This is a genomic window from Cedecea sp. B1(4), assembly GCF_059414925.1.
In genome coordinates, this window is record NZ_JCAHMZ010000004.1 from 427,435 (window position 1) to 446,855 (window position 19,421).

15 protein-coding genes and 1 tRNA gene are annotated in these 19,421 nt (G+C 53.7%); 9 read left to right on the forward strand and 7 right to left on the reverse strand.

Features of this window, described 5'->3' with window-relative positions; translation table 11 throughout:
* Positions 1 to 11: 11 nt before the first annotated feature.
* Positions 12 to 2,675 carry a phosphotransferase RcsD gene (gene rcsD / locus ACR6JA_RS11625; protein ID WP_494492802.1) on the reverse strand — a complete coding sequence of 888 codons (2,664 nt, stop codon included), beginning with the start codon at positions 2,673 to 2,675 and terminating at the stop codon, positions 12 to 14.
* Between the two features lie 837 nt (positions 2,676 to 3,512).
* Between rcsD and ACR6JA_RS11630 the strand changes: the two genes are divergently transcribed.
* The 6 genes from ACR6JA_RS11630 (at position 3,513) to mgtE (ending at position 10,839) form a co-directional block, all read left to right on the forward strand.
* On the forward strand, positions 3,513 to 4,607 hold the full coding sequence (locus tag ACR6JA_RS11630) for a porin OmpC (RefSeq protein ID WP_213712754.1): 1,095 nt from the start codon (positions 3,513 to 3,515) through the stop codon (positions 4,605 to 4,607).
* Between the two features lie 130 nt (positions 4,608 to 4,737).
* Entirely contained in the window at positions 4,738 to 5,784 is a 1,047-nt protein-coding gene (gene apbE, locus ACR6JA_RS11635) for an FAD:protein FMN transferase ApbE (protein WP_494492803.1), read from the forward strand.
* Between the two features lie 73 nt (positions 5,785 to 5,857).
* Entirely contained in the window at positions 5,858 to 6,931 is a 1,074-nt protein-coding gene (ada, locus tag ACR6JA_RS11640) for a bifunctional DNA-binding transcriptional regulator/O6-methylguanine-DNA methyltransferase Ada (protein WP_494492804.1), read from the forward strand.
* Positions 6,931 to 7,572, forward strand: a complete 642-nt coding sequence (alkB, locus tag ACR6JA_RS11645) for a DNA oxidative demethylase AlkB (protein ID WP_213712750.1) — start codon at positions 6,931 to 6,933, stop codon at positions 7,570 to 7,572. Before ada ends, alkB begins: the two co-directional genes overlap by 1 nt.
* An 83-nt stretch (positions 7,573 to 7,655) precedes the next feature.
* Complete coding sequence (locus ACR6JA_RS11650; RefSeq protein WP_494492805.1) at positions 7,656 to 9,302, forward strand: multidrug ABC transporter permease/ATP-binding protein; 1,647 nt, start codon at positions 7,656 to 7,658, stop codon at positions 9,300 to 9,302.
* A gap of 109 nt (positions 9,303 to 9,411) precedes the next feature.
* Positions 9,412 to 10,839: a magnesium transporter gene (gene mgtE / locus ACR6JA_RS11655; RefSeq protein WP_213712746.1), complete on the forward strand. Its 1,428-nt coding sequence runs from the start codon at positions 9,412 to 9,414 to the stop codon at positions 10,837 to 10,839.
* Between the two features lie 111 nt (positions 10,840 to 10,950).
* Here the strand turns inward: mgtE and ACR6JA_RS11660 are convergent.
* The 3 genes from ACR6JA_RS11660 to ACR6JA_RS11670 form a co-directional block, all read right to left on the reverse strand.
* Positions 10,951 to 11,027, reverse strand: a tRNA-Pro gene (locus ACR6JA_RS11660).
* A gap of 76 nt (positions 11,028 to 11,103) precedes the next feature.
* Complete coding sequence (yejM, locus tag ACR6JA_RS11665; RefSeq protein WP_213712744.1) at positions 11,104 to 12,867, reverse strand: LPS biosynthesis-modulating metalloenzyme YejM; 1,764 nt, start codon at positions 12,865 to 12,867, stop codon at positions 11,104 to 11,106.
* Positions 12,868 to 12,886: 19 nt separating this feature from the next.
* Complete coding sequence (locus tag ACR6JA_RS11670) at positions 12,887 to 13,114, reverse strand: YejL family protein (RefSeq protein ID WP_008459871.1); 228 nt, start codon at positions 13,112 to 13,114, stop codon at positions 12,887 to 12,889.
* Positions 13,115 to 13,250: 136 nt separating this feature from the next.
* Between ACR6JA_RS11670 and yejK the strand changes: the two genes are divergently transcribed.
* Positions 13,251 to 14,258, forward strand: coding sequence for a nucleoid-associated protein YejK (gene yejK / locus ACR6JA_RS11675; RefSeq protein ID WP_008459874.1), 1,008 nt, complete (start codon positions 13,251 to 13,253; stop codon positions 14,256 to 14,258).
* A 53-nt stretch (positions 14,259 to 14,311) separates the two neighbouring features.
* Here the strand turns inward: yejK and ACR6JA_RS11680 are convergent, their stop codons facing one another.
* The 3 genes from ACR6JA_RS11680 to radD form a co-directional block, all read right to left on the reverse strand.
* A complete protein-coding gene (locus ACR6JA_RS11680; protein ID WP_494492806.1) occupies positions 14,312 to 14,767 on the reverse strand; it encodes a DOPA 4,5-dioxygenase family protein in 456 nt (151 codons plus the stop codon).
* Between the two features lie 94 nt (positions 14,768 to 14,861).
* A complete protein-coding gene (gene rplY, locus ACR6JA_RS11685; protein ID WP_008459879.1) occupies positions 14,862 to 15,146 on the reverse strand; it encodes a 50S ribosomal protein L25 in 285 nt (94 codons plus the stop codon).
* Positions 15,147 to 15,273: 127 nt separating this feature from the next.
* Positions 15,274 to 17,034, reverse strand: coding sequence for a DNA repair helicase RadD (gene radD / locus ACR6JA_RS11690; RefSeq protein WP_166991009.1), 1,761 nt, complete (start codon positions 17,032 to 17,034; stop codon positions 15,274 to 15,276).
* Positions 17,035 to 17,232: 198 nt separating this feature from the next.
* Between radD and rsuA the strand changes: the two genes are divergently transcribed.
* Positions 17,233 to 17,934: a 16S rRNA pseudouridine(516) synthase RsuA gene (rsuA, locus tag ACR6JA_RS11695; RefSeq protein WP_166872284.1), complete on the forward strand. Its 702-nt coding sequence runs from the start codon at positions 17,233 to 17,235 to the stop codon at positions 17,932 to 17,934.
* A 15-nt stretch (positions 17,935 to 17,949) separates the two neighbouring features.
* Positions 17,950 to 19,146 (forward strand): Bcr/CflA family multidrug efflux MFS transporter, encoded by a 1,197-nt coding sequence (locus tag ACR6JA_RS11700; RefSeq protein WP_166872287.1) that lies wholly within the window; start codon positions 17,950 to 17,952, stop codon positions 19,144 to 19,146.
* Positions 19,147 to 19,421 lie beyond the last annotated feature (275 nt).

Genomic DNA, 19,421 nt, shown 5'->3' on the forward strand with positions numbered 1-19,421 from the left:
AGGCTACCTTGCTACAGCAGACTTTTGACGTAAGCATCAATGTCGCTGATATATTTTTGTATGTTTGGAGCATCACTTTCACGAATGTGGTGCTCCAACGTTTCACATAACTGTTTGCCGGGCACCAGATTCAACATCGCAAACACGCCCTTCAGGCGGTGCGCAGTCTGCGCCAGAGCGGCAAAGTCGCCCGCTGCAGATTCAGTATACAGTCTGGTGACATCTTCCGGTACCGTGTCGACAAACAGCGTGTAATAACCGCTGGCGTGCAGCTGAGCGTTTTCGTCGCCGCCCAGAGGCGAATCGGGTGTGTCTTCCTCCGCCAGTTGGTTTTCAATCAGCTGCAGAACGGCGTCCTGCATCGCATTGCTGATATTAAAGTTTACCCGGAACTGGCCAGGTGCAATCTTCCGCATCCCGTTTTCATCATCGCTTAAAAGCAAGCCCGAAGCAGTAAGATTAGACGGATTATCAGTGAGGAAGATATCAAAGTCTTGACTCGCGAGTCTTTCGTCCGGGGAAATGCAGTTCGCGCCCCAGTTTTCCAACATGCGGGTCACAATCGTTCGGACCTCGTTGGAGGTGATATCCAGCATCGCCACAACGTCATCCAGCAGTCTCTCATCCCGCGAATCGGCCTGTGACTCTGCGGCCATTCTGATATGTAAATTATAGCGTGTGCCGATGTCCGGGCGCGTTTTGATGTTCAGATGCCCGCCGAGCTTACGAGCAAGGCGATCGCAAAGGTAGAAAGCTAGCCCGTTGGCCTGCCCATAGCGGTCTTCGCTGGTTTCGTTGAGGAACGGGAAGTGCAGGTTATCAATTTCACCACCGCCGATACCGTTACCTGTATCCAGGACGCGGAACAAGAGGCGATCTGGCCCGGCTTCTTCCTCGCTAATATCAAGCGTAATCTTGCCAATCTGCGTAGTGGTCACGGAATAGTGCAGCAGCAGCTCAAGGATTTTGCGCAGCACGTCTTTGTCGCCGTGGCGTTTTTCATCGGCCGGCAGGTTATTGTTGATGAGCAGCTGCAGCCCTTTACGCTTGATAATCGGCAGCATCGACAGGGCAACTTCATCAATCAGGGACTGAATAGAAAACTCGCTGACGCTGGTTTTCCAGCTGTCGGCTTCCAGCATGTTGAGGAGTTGGATCTCATCGACCAGACGGACAATGACCTGGGCATCATTTGCCAGCTGCAGATGTTTGCTGTCGTTAATTTCTGCGGCATGTTCCGCCAGTTGCTTAACCGGAAGCTGCAGGGCTTCGCCGATATGCTGCATGAAGGCGGCCCGGCCCTGTTGGTTTTTCTCATACAGACGCTGGGCCTGTTTGAGTTTTTTGTTCACCAGAATTTCGCGATCCTGATCGCGGATCACAAAAATCTGCGTACGCGGGGCTATCTGGCTGCGGAACTGGCGAATCTCATACAGCTCGTTGTTGACCGTGGCCTGAATGACCCCCTGATGCTGGTCCGCCATCGAAATAATATTTTGCAAGTTCAGGTGGGGGAGTAGGTGATCGGCAATTTTATTGCTGATCACGGTACGGTTCGCGTCGAGGTCGTGAACCAGCAGGCCAAGGGGCAGGATCGCGACAATCTCTTCATTTAGCGCACGCAGTATTTGCAGCTCGCCATTCCCCGAATTGCTTTCCGCCTGCCGCTGAGGCTGCTGGCGGAAGGTTGCAAAGCCAAAAATGGCCAGACCGAGCAGCGCGATGTTCAGCAACAGCGGCAGAAGAATATTTTGCAGCGTGTCCATCATCAGCGTCCCAAACGGGACTTGCCACACCAGCTGGAGCTGCGTCGTTGCTACCGGAGCCGTAATTTCAATTCGTGCACTATTAAAGTTAATGCTGACGCTGTCCGGATCGTCTTTATCCGTTGAAGTTGTCGCGGCTGTCCGCTGGCGTTCGTCAGGATCCAACTGGAAGCTGTCCAGGGACATAGTGGGCGGGATAAGATCGTTAATCGGCAGATCGAATGCGACCACGGTTGCCAGATGCCCAGGCTGGTTAAATGTGGTTCTCAGCGTGAAATAATGGCCGTTTTGCCAGTTAAGTTTGCGCAGAGGCGAGAAGCTTTCCCGCTCATCGAGGGCATTAGCCTGCTGCAGCATCTCCGCGCGGCGTGAATCCACGATGGTGCCGACGCCGGAGTCTTTAAAACCAGATGACAGGTCCTTGAGCGGCAGCGTTGAGACCAGAATCATGCTGTTGTCCTGGCCATTAAGGTAGTACATCGACCATGGGCTACTTTCTGCTCCCCACAGCGTGTCCAGGTAGCCGGATATCCGCTGCGTCATTTCCAGCGTGGAGCTGTCATGGGAGCCAAAAATCAGCGCCTCGGTTTTACTTCGCGGTTTATCGAGGTAATAGACGTCCTGGCGCAGCCGGGTTTCCTGAAGATTTTCGCCAGAGGCTGCCGGGGCAGTCGCGATGTTGTCATAGATTTGCCACGTAGCGTAACGGTAGGTCTCTACACGTTTATGTAAAGCATGGGTGATATCGACAATCTGGTAGCTTTTGTCCTTAAGCCAGGCATTAACGGCGCTTTGCACCAGGACGCCCATCGAGACTAGCAGAACGACGATCAGCAGCAAAAAGAAGCGGGTAATGTTGCCGGGGAACAGTGAAAACTTATTTAGCGGCGTATTTTCAGACTGGCTCATTGTATGTATGCAACCCGGCGAAGCCTCGCCAATCCTGGATGATAGGTAGCCCAACTGCTTGAGTGAGCCGTTTCGCCTTAGCGTTTTAGCGCTTGCAGATGCTAAGAATACCTTTATATGACGGTGCCGTCAGCAATCTGACGCAGTATAAGGTGTTCTCTGTTTTTTTTCAGGTGACTGATTATTAGGAAAAATCCTTAAATAATAATTTGCCTTAAGTCTTGTTGGTAATTTGTACAGCTGAGGGATGTTTGTACAAATATTGTCTGGGGATGTGTTATGAGTGGAAAATAAAATTGCTTAAGAAAAATCCGCATTCTGCATGAAATATGGAGAAAAAAAGCAGACTGATTAATTAACAGACGTTACAAATTGTATGGCTAGCACAAAGATATTAAAGTTGTGTAAAGACGGGTAAAAAAAAACCGGATGCAAGCATCCGGTACTAATAGGGGTAAACGGACATTCAGATTCGAATGACGGTAATAAATAAAGTTAATGATGATAGCGATAATGATTTTATCGCCTAAGTTAAGAAAAAAATTATCATTGAGTGCTACTTTTATGTTTTTGGTTTAACTTATTGATTTTTTTGTGGTGTTATTATTTTTTGATTATTGATGCTTATATTTTTAGCTATTCGTGCTAAAAAAAGTTCCCTCTGATTTACATTTGGATACATCTATATTGATAAATGAAACATCTATATAGTTTTCGTATCATATTCCCGTTGGATTATTCAGTATTTGTTTTGGACAATGAATTTGCCGACTGATTAGAGGGTTAATCAGTAAGCAGTGGTAAATAAAATAAGGCATATAACAGAGGGTTAATAAGATGAAAGTTAAAGCACTGTCCCTTCTGGTACCGGCTCTGCTGGTAGCAGGCGCTGCAAATGCAGCCGAAATTTACAACAAAGACGGCAATAAATTAGACCTGTACGGTAAAGTTGATGGTCTGCACTATTTCTCCAACGATAAAGGTAATGACGGCGACAAAACCTATGTTCGTTTTGGCTTCAAGGGCGAAACCCAGATCAACGACCAGCTGACCGGTTACGGCCAGTGGGAATACAACGTTCAGGCGAACAACACTGAAAACTCCAGCAACCAATCCTGGACTCGTCTGGGCTTCGCTGGTCTGAAGTTCGGTGACGCAGGTTCTTTCGACTACGGTCGTAACTACGGCGTTGTTTACGATGTCACTTCCTGGACTGACGTTCTGCCAGAATTTGGTGGCGATACTTACGGTGCAGATAACTTCCTGCAGTCTCGTGCTAACGGCGTTGCAACCTACCGTAATACCGACTTCTTCGGTCTGGTTGATGGCCTGAACTTTGCTCTGCAGTACCAGGGTAAAAACGGTAGCCAGTCTGGCGAAGCTAAATCCGAAGGCGGTCGTGGTATTGTAAACCAAAACGGTGACGGCTTCGGCGGCTCCCTGACCTATGCACTGGGCGAAGGCTTCAGCGTTGGTTCTGCAATTTCCAGCTCTAAACGTACCGCAGATCAGAACGCTGCCGGCGTGCTGGGTCACGGTGACGATGCAACCACCTACACCGGTGGTCTGAAATACGACGCGAACAACATCTATCTGGCAACGCAGTACACCCAGAGCTATAACGCGACAGCCATCAACAAATCTGGTTTTGCTAACAAGGCGCAGAACTTTGAAGTGGTTGCTCAGTACCAGTTCGATTTCGGCCTGCGCCCATCCATCGCTTACCTGCAGTCTAAAGGTAAAAACATCGAAGGTTACGGCAGCCAGGATATCCTGAAATACGTTGATGTGGGCGCGACTTACTACTTCAACAAAAACATGTCTACCTACGTTGACTACAAAATCAACCTGCTGGACAAAAATGCCTTCACTCAGGCAACCGGCATCGGTACCGATGACGTTGTGGGTGTAGGCCTGGTTTACCAGTTCTAATTTAGCTCAAGCTAACAAAGGCGCCGCAAGGCGCCTTTTTTATGTCTCAAACCTCAATGGCTCGCCGCTTGCTCCCTCTCCCGGCCGCTTTTGCTGTACCCTTACGCTCCCGAAACTGGAGACTGACACCATGGATTCACGCATTATTCGTCACGGCTGGCTTGCCGTCGCTCTTTTCGCTCTCTCAGGCTGCGATAACGCTCAGCCTGACGCCACAAAGGCCATGGTGCTTGAGGGGAAAACCATGGGAACTTACTGGCGCGTGAGCCTGGCGGACGTTGATGATGCACAGCAAGCCTCACTGCAGAAAAAAATTCAGGATCAGCTGGATGCCGACGATCGGCTGATGTCGACCTGGAAAAAAGACTCGGCGCTTTCCCTTTTTAACCAGTCCGCCAGCACTGAGCCGTATCCGGTGAGTGAGGCGATGAGTGATATTGTCACGATGTCGCTGCGCATCGGTGCGAAAACCGATGGGGCGATGGACATTACAGTTGGGCCTTTGGTCAATCTGTGGGGCTTCGGGCCCGATAAACAGCCGCTGCACACGCCGAATCAGGCACAAATCGATGCCGCCAAAGCCTTAACCGGTTTGCAGCATCTGAAGGTGGTGAATGCTGCCGGTAAGCAATGGCTGCAAAAAGATCTTCCCGGCCTGTATGTCGATCTGTCGACCATCGGGGAGGGTTACGCCGCCGACCATCTGGCCCGACTGATGGAGCAAAATGGCATTAGCCGCTATCTTGTTTCTGTCGGAGGCGCGGTCACCACCCGCGGCACTAATCCGGCGGGAAAAGCCTGGCGGGTGGCTATTCAGAAACCGACCGATCGGGAGAATGCCGTGCAGGCAATGGTGGATATCAACGGCCACGGGATCAGTACCTCAGGCAGTTACCGCAACTATTACGAGCTGGACGGTAAGCGTATTTCCCACATCATTAACCCACAGACCGGGCGGCCTATTGAACATAAATTAGTTTCCGCTACCGTCATTGCACCAACGGCGATGGAAGCAGATGGCTGGGACACGGGGTTGATGGTCTTAGGGGAAGAAAAAGCCAAACAGGTTGCGGAGAAAGAAGGCCTGGCCGTTTACCTTATCAGCAAAGAAGGGGACGGATTCCGGAGCTGGATGTCGCCTCAGTTCAAAACCTTCCTGCTTGACGAAAAAAATTAAAAAGCAAGAACCCGAGTTTTTCATCCGGCCTGTGCTGCCATGATGGTATCGTTAAATTAAGCATGAGGTCGCGATGATGAAGCAGACAAACGGGTATATTACAGAGCAGCAGCGCTGGCAGGCGGTGGAACAGCGCGACACGCAGGCCGACGGGCAATTCGTTTTTGCCGTCAAAACCACCGGTATTTTCTGCCGGCCTTCCTGCAGCGCTCGCCGTCCGCTACGTGAAAATACCGCTTTCTACGCCACACCCGAAGCGGCGCTAGAAGCCGGGTTTCGCGCCTGCAAGCGCTGTCAGCCGGATAAGCTTGCCCCTGAGCGCCAGCGAGTGGCGCGCATTGAAGAAGCTTGCCGGATTATTGAATCCAGCGAAGTACCGCTGACCCTGGATGAGCTAGCCGGGCGGGTCGCCATGAGCAGCTTTCATTTCCACCGCCTCTTTAAAAGCGTCACGGGCCTGACGCCAAACGCATGGCAAAAAGCGCATCGCGCTCGTCGTTTACGTGCTGGCCTGGCACAAGGGAAAGGGGTGACAAACGCCATTTTTGATGCGGGTTTTCAGTCAGGGAGCGCGTATTACCATCAGGCGGATGCTGCGTTGGGCATGACGGCAAGCCAGTATCGTAAAGGTGGTGCCCGTGCTCATATCCAATTTGTAGTTGGCGCCTGCCAACTGGGGGAATTCCTGGTGGCGGAAAGCGAGCGCGGTATTTGTGCAATCCTGTTGGGTGAGAACGCCGAAACGCTTATCGGTGAGCTGGAAACTGAATTTCCTTCGTCACAACTTACTCCGGGCGATGAGGCATTCGCTTCACGCGTGGCACAGGTCATTGGCTTTATCGAATCGCCTACGGCTGAGTTTTCGCTGCCGCTGGACATTCGCGGAACGGCATTTCAGCAACAGGTCTGGCAGGCGTTACGATCCGTTCCGCCAGGATCTACCGTTAGCTACAGCGAACTGGCGGAACGTATCGGTAAACCTGCCGCCGTGCGGGCCGTGGCCGGAGCCTGCGCGGCTAATACGCTTGCAGTCGCCATTCCCTGCCACCGGGTGATCCGCAGCGACGGTGGTTTGTCCGGCTATCGCTGGGGCGTGGAGCGCAAGCGTCAGCTGTTGGAAAACGAAACGAGAAGGCAGAAAGAATAATGCTGGATTTGTTTGCTGATGAATCTCCGTGGGAAGAGCCGCTTGCCGAGGGCGCGACAATTCTGCGGCGCTTTGCCCGGGAAGAGGCCGCCGCGCTGATGGCCGGTGTTGAGCTGGTTTCTCAGCAGGCGCCTTTCCGCCATATGGTGACGCCTGGCGGCTACACCATGTCGGTGGCTATGACCAACTGCGGCGCATTAGGCTGGAGCACCAATCAGAATGGTTACCTCTATTCGCCACAGGATCCGCTCACCGGGCAGGGCTGGCCATTGATTCCGGAAGTATTTCTGTCCATTTGCCACCGAGCCTCGCGCGCGGCGGGTTATCTGGATTTTGAACCCGATGCCTGCCTGATCAACCGCTATGCCGCAGGCACCAAGCTCTCTCTTCATCAGGATAAAGACGAGCCTAATTTGCGCCAGCCCATTGTTTCGGTTTCGCTTGGCTTGCCTGCCATATTTCAGTTTGGTGGCCTGCAGCGCGGAGACCCTTTGCAACGTATCATGCTGGAGCATGGTGACGTTGTGGTATGGGGGGGCGCGTCACGGCTTTTTTATCACGGTATTCTGCCGCTCAAACCCGGTTTTCATCCTCTCACCGACCAATTCCGCTACAACCTGACCTTCCGCCGTGCCTCGTAAGGCGAATAAAAATAAGAATTATTCTTGATGTGGGCGGCGAGCCGTTTAAACTGCTCGCTGTTTTATTTTGCCGGTAGGGAATTATGGAGCTACTTCGTGTGGTTTATCGCCAGTATCGCTGGCCTTTTGTAATGGTCATGGCGTTAAGCCTGGCCAGTGCGGCGCTAGGCATTGGCCTAATTGCGTTCATTAACCAGCGCCTGATTGAGACACCCGATCTTACCTTCGCGGTTCTGCCAGAGTTCATGGGATTACTCTTGTTGCTGATGGCGGTGACGCTGGGTTCGCAGCTGGCGTTAACTACCCTTGGCCACCATTTTGTTTTTCGTCTGCGTAGCGAGTTTATCAAGCGCCTGATGGACACCGACGTAGAGCGCGTCGAGCAGTTGGGCAGTGCCGCTCTGTTGGCGGGGCTAACCAGCGACGTGCGAAACATTACGATTGCCTTTGTTCGCCTGCCGGAACTGGTACAAGGCATTATTCTGGCTATCGGCTCCGCAGCTTACCTTGCCTGGCTGTCACCTAAAATGCTGGGCGTGACCACCGTATGGCTGGTTATCACCATTGTGGGCGGTTATCTGCTGGTGGCGCGGGTATACAAACACATGGCCCAGCTTCGGGAAATTGAAGACCAGCTTTATCAAGATTATCAAACCGTTATCGAAGGGCGCAAGGAACTGGCCCTGAACCGCGAACGTGCGGAGCGGATGTACGAAGACACCTACACGCCTCACGCTGCCGATTATCGAAACAATATTATCCGCGCAGATACCTACCACCTTAGCGCCGTGAACTGGTCCAACATTATGATGCTGGGGGCGATTGGGCTGGTGTTTTATATGGCTAATAGCCTGGGCTGGTCCGACACCAACGTAGCGGCAACGTTTTCTTTAACATTGCTATTTTTGCGTACGCCACTCCTTTCCGCCGTCGGGGCGTTACCGACGCTGCTGAGCGCCCAGGTTGCTTTCAATAAGCTGAATAAGTTCCAGCTCGCCCCATACGATGCTGCGTTCCCCCGTTCGAAGGCCGCCGGGAACTGGCAGCAGCTTGAAATGCGCGATGTGGTGTTTCAATACGGGGATAATAGCTTTAGCGTTGGCCCGCTGAACCTCACTATCAAGCGCGGGGAACTGCTGTTTCTGATTGGCGGTAACGGCAGCGGAAAATCGACCCTGGCGATGTTGCTGACAGGACTTTATCAGCCGGTCAGCGGGGCGATTTATCTTGATGGCCAGCGCGTTGAGGCCCGGACGCAGGATGACTACCGTCGGCTATTCTCAGCGGTATTCACCGACGTTTGGCTGTTTGACCGCCTTCTGGGGGCACAGGGTAAACCGGCTAATTCTGAGCTGGTAAACAGCTGGCTCGAGCGGCTGAAAATGAGCAGTAAGCTAGAGCTGGACAACGGCACCATCCTCAACCTCAAGCTTTCGAAGGGGCAGCGCAAGCGCGTGGCGCTGCTGCTGGCGATAGCGGAGGAGCGAGATATTATCCTGCTCGACGAATGGGCCGCAGACCAGGATCCTCATTTCCGGCGTGAATTCTACCAGGTATTGCTGCCGTTAATGCAGCAAATGGGGAAAACGGTCTTTGCCATCAGCCATGACGATCACTACTTTATTCACGCTGACCGGCTTCTGGAAATGCGCCAGGGCCAACTCAGCGAGCTGACCGGCGACGAGCGGGCACAAGCTTCACGCGACGCCGTGGCAAGAACGGGTCATTGAGTCAGCGCCACCTAAACAAAGTAAAAAAACCAGCCAATTAAGGCTGGTTTTTTGTTTTCTTCATCCCGTCAGGCTATAAACTAACTCGTCGTTTCCGGGGAATTATTTTATGACCGCCATTCAGAAGTACAGCACCAAAGAGCGTGACCAGGACAGGGCACGTATTCTGCAAATTCTGTTGACCAACAAAGCCGTCGCCAGCGGTATTCTGGCCAAAGAACCTTTCGCTGAAACACAGAGCGCCGAGCAGGATATCGCCGAGATAGTGACGCTGGTTGAGCGATTGCCCGCGCCGGATCTCGCCGATGTCCTGGAAGCCTTGCCAACGGAAGAGCGCTTAGCGCTATGGAGCCTCGTCACCGAAGACCGACGCGGTAGCGTGCTGGTTGAGGCTTCAGAGACCGTCTGGGATGACCTGATTGAAGATATGAGCGATAAAGCGCTGCTTAATGCGCTGCGCCCGCTGGATATCGACGATCAGATCTATCTGGCGCAGTACCTTCCTCGCGATCTGGTCGGGCGTTTGCTGGCCACGCTGCCGCAGAATGAGCGCACGCAAGTTCGCCAGATCCTGCATTATGACAAGCACAGCGTTGGCGCAATCATGGATTTTGAAGTGATCACCGTGCGCCCTGATGTCACGCTTGCCGTTGTGCAGCGCTACCTTCGTATTCGCGGCAAAGTGCCGCAGAACACCGACAAACTGTTTGTCACCAGCCGGGACAAAACGCTGTTGGGTGAGCTGGACCTCACCGCGATTCTACTGCATTCGCCGCAAACGCCGGTGCTGAAGGTGATGGACGACAACCCCACCTGCTTCGCGCCGGAAGATCATGACGAGCAGGCCGCGCGTACCTTTGAACGCGATGACTTGATCAGCGCCGCAGTGGTTGACAGTACCGGCAAGCTGATGGGGCGCTTAACGGTGGATGAGATTGTTGACGTGGTGTACGAGGAAACCGACAACGACCTGCGCCGCATGGGCGGCCTGAGCACCGAAGAGGATGTCTTTGCACCCGTCAGCAAAGCCGTGCGCACCCGCTGGGCCTGGCTTGCCATTAACCTTTGTACGGCGTTTGTAGCCTCACGCGTGATTGGATTATTTGAACATACCATTTCGCAACTAGTGGCTCTGGCATCGCTGATGCCGATCGTGGCGGGCATCGGTGGTAACACAGGTAACCAGACGATCACCATGATTGTGCGTGCGCTGGCGTTGCAGCATATTCAGGCGGGTAACATCTCCTTCCTGATGCTGCGTGAGCTGGGCGTCGCGTTGATCAACGGGCTGGTCTGGGGGGGCGTGATGGGGGGCATTACCTGGCTGTTGTATAACGACGCGGCGATGGGCGGCGTGATGACGCTGGCGATGATCCTGAATCTTCTGGTTGCGGCGTTGATGGGCGTCGTGATTCCAATGACGATGACCAAACTGGGCAAAGATCCTGCCGTCGGCTCAAGCGTGATGATCACTGCCATTACCGATACCGGCGGATTCTTTATCTTCCTGGGGCTGGCTACGCTGTTCCTGTTGTAAGTGTAAAACACCGCACAAAGCCGCCAGTTCTGGCGGCTTTTCTTTTGGCTGTCCAGATAAAATTCAGGCACAAAAAAACCAGCCGTAAGAGGCTGGTTTTCAATGTTTATTTGGTCGGCACGAGAGGATTTGAACCTCCGACCCCCGACACCCCATGACGGTGCGCTACCAGGCTGCGCTACGTGCCGACGCAGAAGAATAATAGTACATTTTTCCGCGTTGATTGCAAGGAAATACGCGGCTAACTGTCTTATAAATAAACAATTAGTTGGCGATGAAGCGCTTCTCGTCAGTCAGCACCTGCAGCAGCAAATCAAGCTGCGGCTTGGTTTCATTGATCCGTTTACCCTGAAGATCGTACATCCGATAGTTGCCGTTGTTATTGAGCACCAGCGTCATCTCGGGCGTTGTCACGGCCAGGGTTTGATTGTCGGCACCAATCACCCAATTGTTACGGCGCGTCGCGGCAAATAAATCCTCCCCCTGAGAGTACTCATTGGCCGCCGTTTTAACGTGCAGCAGACGCTGCATCAGGGTGGTCATCACGTCCTGATGATCGGTGAGTTTGGTGATGGTCTGCGCAGGTGTGCCCGGCCAGTGAATCACTAGCGGCACCTGAATCCGCGCACGTGACCAGGCGAAAGAATCACGCTGGTCGCCGAGCGGAATCCCGTGGCCTGCGGTAATGATAACCACCGTGTTTTGCAGCTTGCCTGCCGCTTCCAGCGCATCCAACACGCGTTTAATTTGCTCATCAACATTACCGGCTGCGCGGGAATAGCGCTGCTCAAAGCCCTGTTGATTGCCGTTATCGTCGATGCTGGTGCCGTTAAAGGCGACCCAGGAGAACCAGCGATTGTCCTCGGAAGCATACTGGTTAAGCCAACTAATCCACTGTGTTGCCGTCTGGCCGTCGGTCTGGTTTTTGGCTGGGCGCAACGAGAAATCAGACAGCAGGGCCTGGCGGTACATCGCCGAGTTAAAGCCGTCGGATGCAAATAGGCCAAGCTGGTAGCCCTGCTGATTTAAACCTGTAATAAGTGCGGCAGGGGTGCGGTTTGACAGCACACCGTCCATATAAGCCGGGGAGATACCGTAGAACAGGCCGAACATGCCGCTATCGGTGTTATTCCCGGAACTCATGTGCTGAGTAAAGCGGATATTATCGTGGGCAAATGCCTTCAGCGACGGCATATCTTTGCTCATGCTTGCGGCATTCAGTCCGTCAACGGTAATCAGCAGCACATTGTTACCAAGACCCATATCGCGGAATTGCAGATTACTCAGCGGATACTGGACCGACAGCGCTGCCGGGCTACCTTGCTCCACCAGCCTGCGCTGGTATTCCTGGGCATCAAGCAGGCCGTGTTTTTCAAGGAAACGACGGGCGGTCATTGGGTATGAGAGCGGCAGATTAGCCCGCTGCATAGTAATCGGGCGATAGAAGTTAGCATCCGCCCAGATGTACATCAGGTGGCTACTAAAGAAAGAAATAAAGAACAGAATCACTAAAGGACGCGCGTATTGCCGACGACGCCCGAGGCTGCGCAGTTTTTGCCAGCTCCATGTCGCAAACAGCATCTCAATAAGCAAAATCACCGGCACGCTGATAAACATCAGCTGCCAGTCACGGGCCATCTCCCCCTGGTCGGGATTAATCACCAGTTCCCAGACGGTGGGATTCAGGTGGAGGTGGAAACGCGTGAAAACTTCACTGTCTATCAGCAGTAACGTCATGCCCGCCGTGGCCAGGGCCGCACTGATAAAGCGCAGCAGGCGCTGCGACATGACGATAAACGTCAGCGGAAAGATAAGCAGTAAATAGGCGGCAAACACCAAAAAACTAAAGTGCCCAACAACGCTCACGTACGAATAAATTCGCCCCGTCAGCGTCGTTGGCCAGTCGGCGATAAACAGATAGCGGCTACCCAGCAGCATGGCCAGCAGGATATTAAACAGGGCGAACCAGTGCCCCCAACTGACCATTTGGGAAACTTTTTCGCGGTAGCGCTGACGGTTAGTCACCATAACTTGTTACGATAGTTCCTTAGTGGGCTTTATCTTCGCTCACCGAAGCTTGAAGCGCCTCAGCAAAGGAGCGAGCCAAAGGACGACGCTGAGCGGACGCCACGTCGGTGTTTATCAGATTGGTGACCATATTTCCCAATACCATCAGGGAAAGATCGGTAGGCGCGTGGTGTTTTTCCAGCACGGCTGCCAGTTCGGTCAGCATCGCTTCAACTTGTTCGTCACTGTAGCGGGATGTTTGTGGCATAAATTAAAAATCATTCGTATTCGGGAAAGGGCATTATCTTACCGTAGCAGGGACGATTTTTCCGCTTTTTTATCACGACTTGCGTCCCGGTAGCGGCAGTGGTTGAATACCGCCCGGTCTTAAAGGAGAGTTTAACATGAGTCTGGATATCAACCAGATTGCCCTGCATCAATTGATTAAGCGCGATGAGCAGACGCTGGACGTCGTGCTGCGCGACTCGCTGCTGGCAACTGACGGTGCCGTCGAAGAGATGATGGCGGAACTGCATCGCGTATATAGCGCTAAAAATAAAGCTTACGGCCTGTTCAGCGAAGAGAGCGAACTGGCCGAAGCGCTGCGCCTGCAGCGAAATGGCGATGAAGATTTTCTTGCCTTTACCCGTGCGGCGACCGGTCGTCTTCGCGATGAGCTGGCAAAATACCCGTTTGCAGACGGCGGTATCGTGCTGTTCTGCCATTATCGATATTTGGCGGTCGAATACCTGCTGGTGGCGGTGTTGAACAATCTGAGCAGCATGCGCGTTAACGAAGAACTGGATATCAGCGCGACTCACTATCTCGACATCAACCATGCGGATATCGTGGCGCGTATTGATTTGACCGAGTGGGAAACCAACCCGGAATCTACCCGCTACCTGACCTTCCTGAAGGGCAGAGTGGGGCGCAAAGTGGCCGATTTCTTTATGGATTTCCTGGGCGCCAGCGAAGGGTTGAACGCCAAAGCGCAGAACAAAGGTCTGCTGCAGGCGCTGGACGACTTCACGAACGAAGCTCAGCTGGACAAAAACGAACGCCAGGCCGCGCGCCAGCAGGTTTACGCTTACTGCAACGAACAGCTTCAGGCGGGGGAAGAGATTGAACTTTCTTCGCTGGCGGATGAGCTGCCGTGGGCGGTTGACGACAAAAACTTCCAGCAGTTCACCGCCGAAAAAGGCTATGAGCTGGAAGAGAGCTTCCCGGCGGATCGCGGGACGCTGCGGCAGCTGACCAAATACGCTGGCAGCGGCGGTGGGCTGACGATTAACTTCGATGCCATGCTGCTGGGGGAGCGTATTTTCTGGGATCCGGCAACCGACACCCTAACCATTAAAGGGACGCCGCCGAATCTGCGCGATCAGCTTCAACGCCGTTCCTCTGGTAAATAACCTACCAACACGGCCCGCCTGTTTTTAGCCGGGCCGTATCATCATGCTGATGCTTAAGGCGACACCGTCGGGGCAGTATTCGGGATGTAGTCTGGCTCTGGCCCTTCGTTTTCAGGCAGTTGCTGCAAATGGCGGATCTCCAGCTTTTGCCCCATCCAGACGGCGTGATCGGTATGATCGGCCCTGGGCTGCCCGGTGTTGGGATGCAGCAGTACGGTTAACCCGCAGCGGTTCAGCATCAACCACGGCGCAAATCGCGCAAACACCTCCGGCATAAAAGCAACCTGATACATTGGCAGCGCATGGGGGCCAACGGGCACATCGTGCCAGCGCCCCAGCAGGACTGAAAAACGCAGCGCAATCTCTGCCCGGATTCGTTCCGCAATCAGCCTTTGTTCAGGCGTCTCGAAATAGATATGGGCGTGGTAGCTTTGTATCATCCTGATAGCCTGGATATCCTTCTCTACGGCGGGTACCAGCGATGTACCCGCAGGGATTTTTTCAACCATGGAATTTGTCTCTTTTGGCCAGGCGTGGCGTCGGGAATGCTTATATAACAAAAAACCCCGCCGAAGCGGGGTTTTTTTCGAACTTAACTCGCGATTAAGCGCGAACGAAGTCGATGTGAGTCAGTTTTGGCTTGAACGGGTGACGCTGCACAGCCTGAACTTTCACTTTTACTTCTTTACCGTCGATAGACAGGGTCAGAACTTCTTCGTAGAAACCAGGTTTAGCCTGCTGGTTCATTACGGCGTCGTGATCCAGTTCGATGGATACAGGAGCTTCCGCGCCACCGTAAACGATAGCTGGGAATTTGTTTGCTGCACGCAGGCGGCGGCTCGCACCCTTGCCATGCTCTTTACGTTCTACTGCATTGATAGTAAACATTGACTGTTTCTCTTTAAATAAGCCTGCTACAGGCGACCCAGCAGCAGGTAAAGTTTTCTGCTTTGCGGATGCAAAAGCGGGCGGCATTATAGCCGTATCCGGCACTGCCGGCAATGAAAAGTACCCGTTAGCCGCGTAATTCGTTGGCCCGGCGGAAGCGCCCCTGGTAGTCAAAAACCTTTTCACGGACGTTCCAGAACTGGCCATTTTTACGGGCTACCACAAAGTCTGGATGGCGTAGCAGCGGCTGCTGAGCCACAACATCCGCGACGGTGATCCAGCGTAACGGCACGCCGGGCGCGCGCGAGTGCGGGCGGATAAACAACTGTTCGAACGCCATGCGCTGGGCCGGCGTCTGGAGACGGAAGCGCTCGCTGACGTCTGCGCCATCTTCGTCGTAATAGGTGATTTTAAGCCAATCGCCTTTAGCGTCTCCGCCGGACTGAAGCGTCATGCCGCTGCAGCGCAGTACCAGGGCATCTTTCAGCTTCAGCGCCGCTTTAAGCATATCGTCCGGGTCGACCAGGACGTGATCGCACTGATGGCAGCGGCGGGCGGCGATATCGTTTTCAGCATTGCAGTTTGGGCAGTTTTTGAAGCGGAAGCGGTAATCGCACTGCTCGCGCAGGCCGTCATCGTCTTCAAACCAGCCCTGACAGCGGCGGCCAAAGTGTTCAATCACCTTGCCATCAGCGGTGGTTTTTCCCCAGAAGGTATTGGCAAACCCGCAGGCAGGGCAAAAAACCTGCACCGGCACGTTGTCGCTTCTCCCTTTGGCGTGGCCCACTTCGGGCGTGAATAAATCGTGTGGGTTTCCGGCATAGTCGAGAATCAAACAGTCTTTTTTCCCCGGAGAGAGACGCAGGCCGCGACCAACAATTTGTTGGTAAAGGCTCACGGACTCGGTAGGGCGCAGAATGGCTATCAAATCCACGTGCGGCGCGTCAAAGCCGGTGGTCAGTACCGCCACGTTCACCAAAAAGCGGAACTGCTGATTTTTAAAAGCGTCGATGAGCGTGTCGCGGGCAGGCCCTGGCGTGTCGGCTGTAATCAGGGCCGCGTCGCTTGCGGGCAGTAGGGCGGTTATCTCTTTCGCATGCTCTACCGTGGCAGCAAAGATCATCACGCCGCGGCGGTCTGCGGCAAATTCAACGATCTGGCTAATGATATGCGGCGTGATGCGTTTTTGTTGTTTCAGCTCGCGGTTCAGATCCGCTTCGCTGAACAGCCCGTTGGACTGCGCCTGCAGACGGCTAAAATCGTACTGCACCACCGGCATATCCAGCCGTTCCGGCGGCGTCAGGTAACCATGCTTAATCATATAGCGCAGCGGGAGCTCGTAAATGCAGTCGCGAAACAGCGCCTTTTCATCGCCGCGAACCATGCCGTGGTAATGAAACTGATAAATCCAGCCTTTGCCGAGGCGGAAGGGCGTGGCGGTCAGCCCCAATAGCCGCAGCCGGGGATTGTTGCCGCGCAGATGCGCCAGAATTTGCTGATACTGGCTTTCGTCACTGTCGCCGATGCGGTGGCACTCATCGACAATCAGCAGGGAAAACTCACCGTGGAAATGCTCGAGGTTGCGGGCAACGGACTGAACGCTGCCGAACACGACTTTGCCCTGACTTTCCTTGCGCTGCAGGCCAGCGGCGAAAATATCTGCCTCCAGCCCGAGAGAGACATACTTCGCATGGTTTTGCGCCACAAGCTCTTTCACATGAGCCAGCACCAGCACGCGCCCGCGCGCCACTTTTGCAAGCTCCGCAATCACCAGGCTTTTGCCCGCGCCGGTGGGCAACACGATGACGGCAGGTTCAGGGTGCTTGCGGAAGTAGCTGAGGGTGGCATCCACCGCTTCTTGCTGGTAAGGACGAAGAGTAAAAGACATGGCCGGGCGGTTTTTCAACCTTGTTATCAAATGACTGCAACGATTATGCCATAAAGCACCGTTTTACCTTGAGAGAGTTTTTGATGTCGCTATACTGGCAAACTAATTATCAGGCAAACCAATTTCCACCTGAATGTGGGCTCCAGCCCCTGCCGCACGCTCACTTGTCGGCACCTTCATGAAACAGGCAATACACTAATGCGACTCGACAAATTTATCTCTCAGCAGCTCGGCATCAGCCGCGCTATTTCTGGCCGTGAAATCCGTGCTAACCGCGTCACCATTGACGGTGAAGTTGTGCGTGACGCCTCTTTTAAACTGCTGCCGGAACATCAGGTCGCGTTTGACGGTAATTCACTGACCCAGCAGCACGGCCCGCGCTACTTTATGCTGAACAAGCCGCAGGGGTACGTCTGTTCTACCGACGATCCCGATCACCCAACGGTGCTTTACTTCCTCGACGAGCCGGTGGCGCACAAGTTACATGCCGCAGGTCGTCTGGATATTGACACCACCGGCCTGGTACTGATGACGGATGACGGCCAGTGGTCACACCGCATTACCTCTCCACGCCATCACTGCGAGAAAACCTATCTGGTGACGCTGGAGTCACCGGTTGAAGAAGGCACGGCGGAACACTTCGCCAAAGGCGTTCAGCTGCATAATGAGAAAGACCTCACCAAACCTGCCGTGCTGGAAGTGATTACGCCGACGGAAGTGCGTCTGACCATCAGCGAAGGCCGTTACCATCAGGTAAAACGCATGTTTGCCGCCGTTGGCAATCATGTGGTTGGCCTGCACCGTGAGCGCATTGGTGACATCGCCCTGGATGCTGAACTGGCGCCAGGAGAGTACCGCCCGTTAACCGAACAGGAAATTGCCAGCGTCGGCATGCCCTAATCACCGGAGTCACTTTTGAGCCGTAAACAGAACTCTTCTGTCGGTATTATCGTTATCCTTGGCCTGCTGGCGATGCTGATGCCGCTGTCCATTGATATGTACTTACCGGCGCTGCCGATGATAGCCCAGGGCTTTAATGTCCCGGCGGGCAGCGCACAAATGACCCTCAGTACCTATATTTTGGGTTTTGCCATCGGGCAGATCTTCTACGGGCCGATGGCCGATAGCCTTGGGCGTAAGCCGGTGGTGCTGGGCGGCACGCTGGTGTTCGCGCTGGCGGCAATTGCTTGTGCGCTTTCACAGACTATCGATCAGCTAATTTGGATGCGTTTTCTGCACGGCCTTGCGGCGGCGGCGGCGAGCGTGGTGATCAACGCCCTGATGCGCGATATCTATCCGAAGGAAGAGTTCTCCCGGATGATGTCCTTCGTGATGTTGATTACCACCATTGCGCCGCTGGTGGCGCCAATGATCGGGGGCGCAGTACTGGTGTGGTATAGCTGGCACACGATCTTCTGGATTCTGGCCGCCGCCGCGCTGCTTGCATCGGCGATGATTTTCTTCTTTATTCACGAAACGCTCGCCCCAGAAATGCGGCAGAAGTTTAATCTGCGCACCACGGCGGGCAATTTCGCCACGCTTTTCCGCCATAAGCGGGTGCTGAGCTATATGCTGGCCAGCGGCTTCAGCTTTGCCGGGATGTTCTCGTTCCTCAGTGCCGGGCCGTTCGTCTACATCGAATTAAACCATGTATCACCGCAGCACTTTGGCTACTACTTTGCGCTAAACGTTGTGTTTCTGTTCTTCATGACCATGATCAACAGCCGCTTTGTGCGTCGGGTTGGGGCGATCAACATGTTCCGTACCGGGCTATGCATTCAGTTTGCCATGGCGGTATGGCTGGTGGTCAGCAGCCAATTGGATTTTGGCTTCTGGGCGATGGTGCTTGGCGTGGCGGTGTTTATCAGCTGCGTGTCGCTGGTGTCATCCAATGCGATGGCGGTCATTCTGGATGAATTCCCGCATATGGCCGGCACGGCGTCTTCGCTGGCCGGGACATTCCGCTTTGGCATTGGCGCGTTAACCGGGGCGCTGCTCTCGGTGGCCACCTTTAACACCGCGTGGCCGATGATCTGGTCCATTGCTATTTGCGCGACGGCCTCCGTGCTGTTCTACTTCTACGCCAGCAAAGCCCGCCACTCAAAAGCCTGAAAACTGCGGGCGTTTCTGTACAGAAACGCCCGTACTCCCACCGAAAATTCCCGTACAATCTCTGTTGATATAAGATATATGTTTCGTATATGTAAAAGGCTCAACTGTAAAAAGTCACAACTTTGTAGTTAAAAAGGTTGAGTTAGATCTCAGAAAGCGATACATATAGCGCCGAAACGCGTGCCATAGCACAAAAATAAAGCGTTAGTTTTGAAATCTCTACATGAGATGTGAGCCGTTTTAATGCTCGTTTAAACGCAATTTATCAACATTGT

Excerpts from the sequence above, each read along its gene's own strand:
- mgtE (WP_213712746.1), top strand. The coding sequence starts at position 9,412 with ATGACCGCCATTCAGAAGTACAGCACCAAAGAGCGTGACCAGGACAGG.
- ACR6JA_RS11650 (WP_494492805.1), top strand. The coding sequence starts at position 7,656 with ATGGAGCTACTTCGTGTGGTTTATCGCCAGTATCGCTGGCCTTTTGTA.
- rcsD (WP_494492802.1), bottom strand. The coding sequence starts at position 2,675 with ATGAGCCAGTCTGAAAATACGCCGCTAAATAAGTTTTCACTGTTCCCC.
- ada (WP_494492804.1), top strand. The coding sequence starts at position 5,858 with ATGATGAAGCAGACAAACGGGTATATTACAGAGCAGCAGCGCTGGCAG.
- yejK (WP_008459874.1), top strand. The coding sequence starts at position 13,251 with ATGAGTCTGGATATCAACCAGATTGCCCTGCATCAATTGATTAAGCGC.
- ACR6JA_RS11680 (WP_494492806.1), bottom strand. The coding sequence starts at position 14,767 with ATGGTTGAAAAAATCCCTGCGGGTACATCGCTGGTACCCGCCGTAGAG.
- ACR6JA_RS11630 (WP_213712754.1), top strand. The coding sequence starts at position 3,513 with ATGAAAGTTAAAGCACTGTCCCTTCTGGTACCGGCTCTGCTGGTAGCA.
- radD (WP_166991009.1), bottom strand. The coding sequence starts at position 17,034 with ATGTCTTTTACTCTTCGTCCTTACCAGCAAGAAGCGGTGGATGCCACC.
- ACR6JA_RS11670 (WP_008459871.1), bottom strand. The coding sequence starts at position 13,114 with ATGCCACAAACATCCCGCTACAGTGACGAACAAGTTGAAGCGATGCTG.
- rsuA (WP_166872284.1), top strand. The coding sequence starts at position 17,233 with ATGCGACTCGACAAATTTATCTCTCAGCAGCTCGGCATCAGCCGCGCT.
- apbE (WP_494492803.1), top strand. The coding sequence starts at position 4,738 with ATGGATTCACGCATTATTCGTCACGGCTGGCTTGCCGTCGCTCTTTTC.
- rplY (WP_008459879.1), bottom strand. The coding sequence starts at position 15,146 with ATGTTTACTATCAATGCAGTAGAACGTAAAGAGCATGGCAAGGGTGCG.
- alkB (WP_213712750.1), top strand. The coding sequence starts at position 6,931 with ATGCTGGATTTGTTTGCTGATGAATCTCCGTGGGAAGAGCCGCTTGCC.
- yejM (WP_213712744.1), bottom strand. The coding sequence starts at position 12,867 with ATGGTGACTAACCGTCAGCGCTACCGCGAAAAAGTTTCCCAAATGGTC.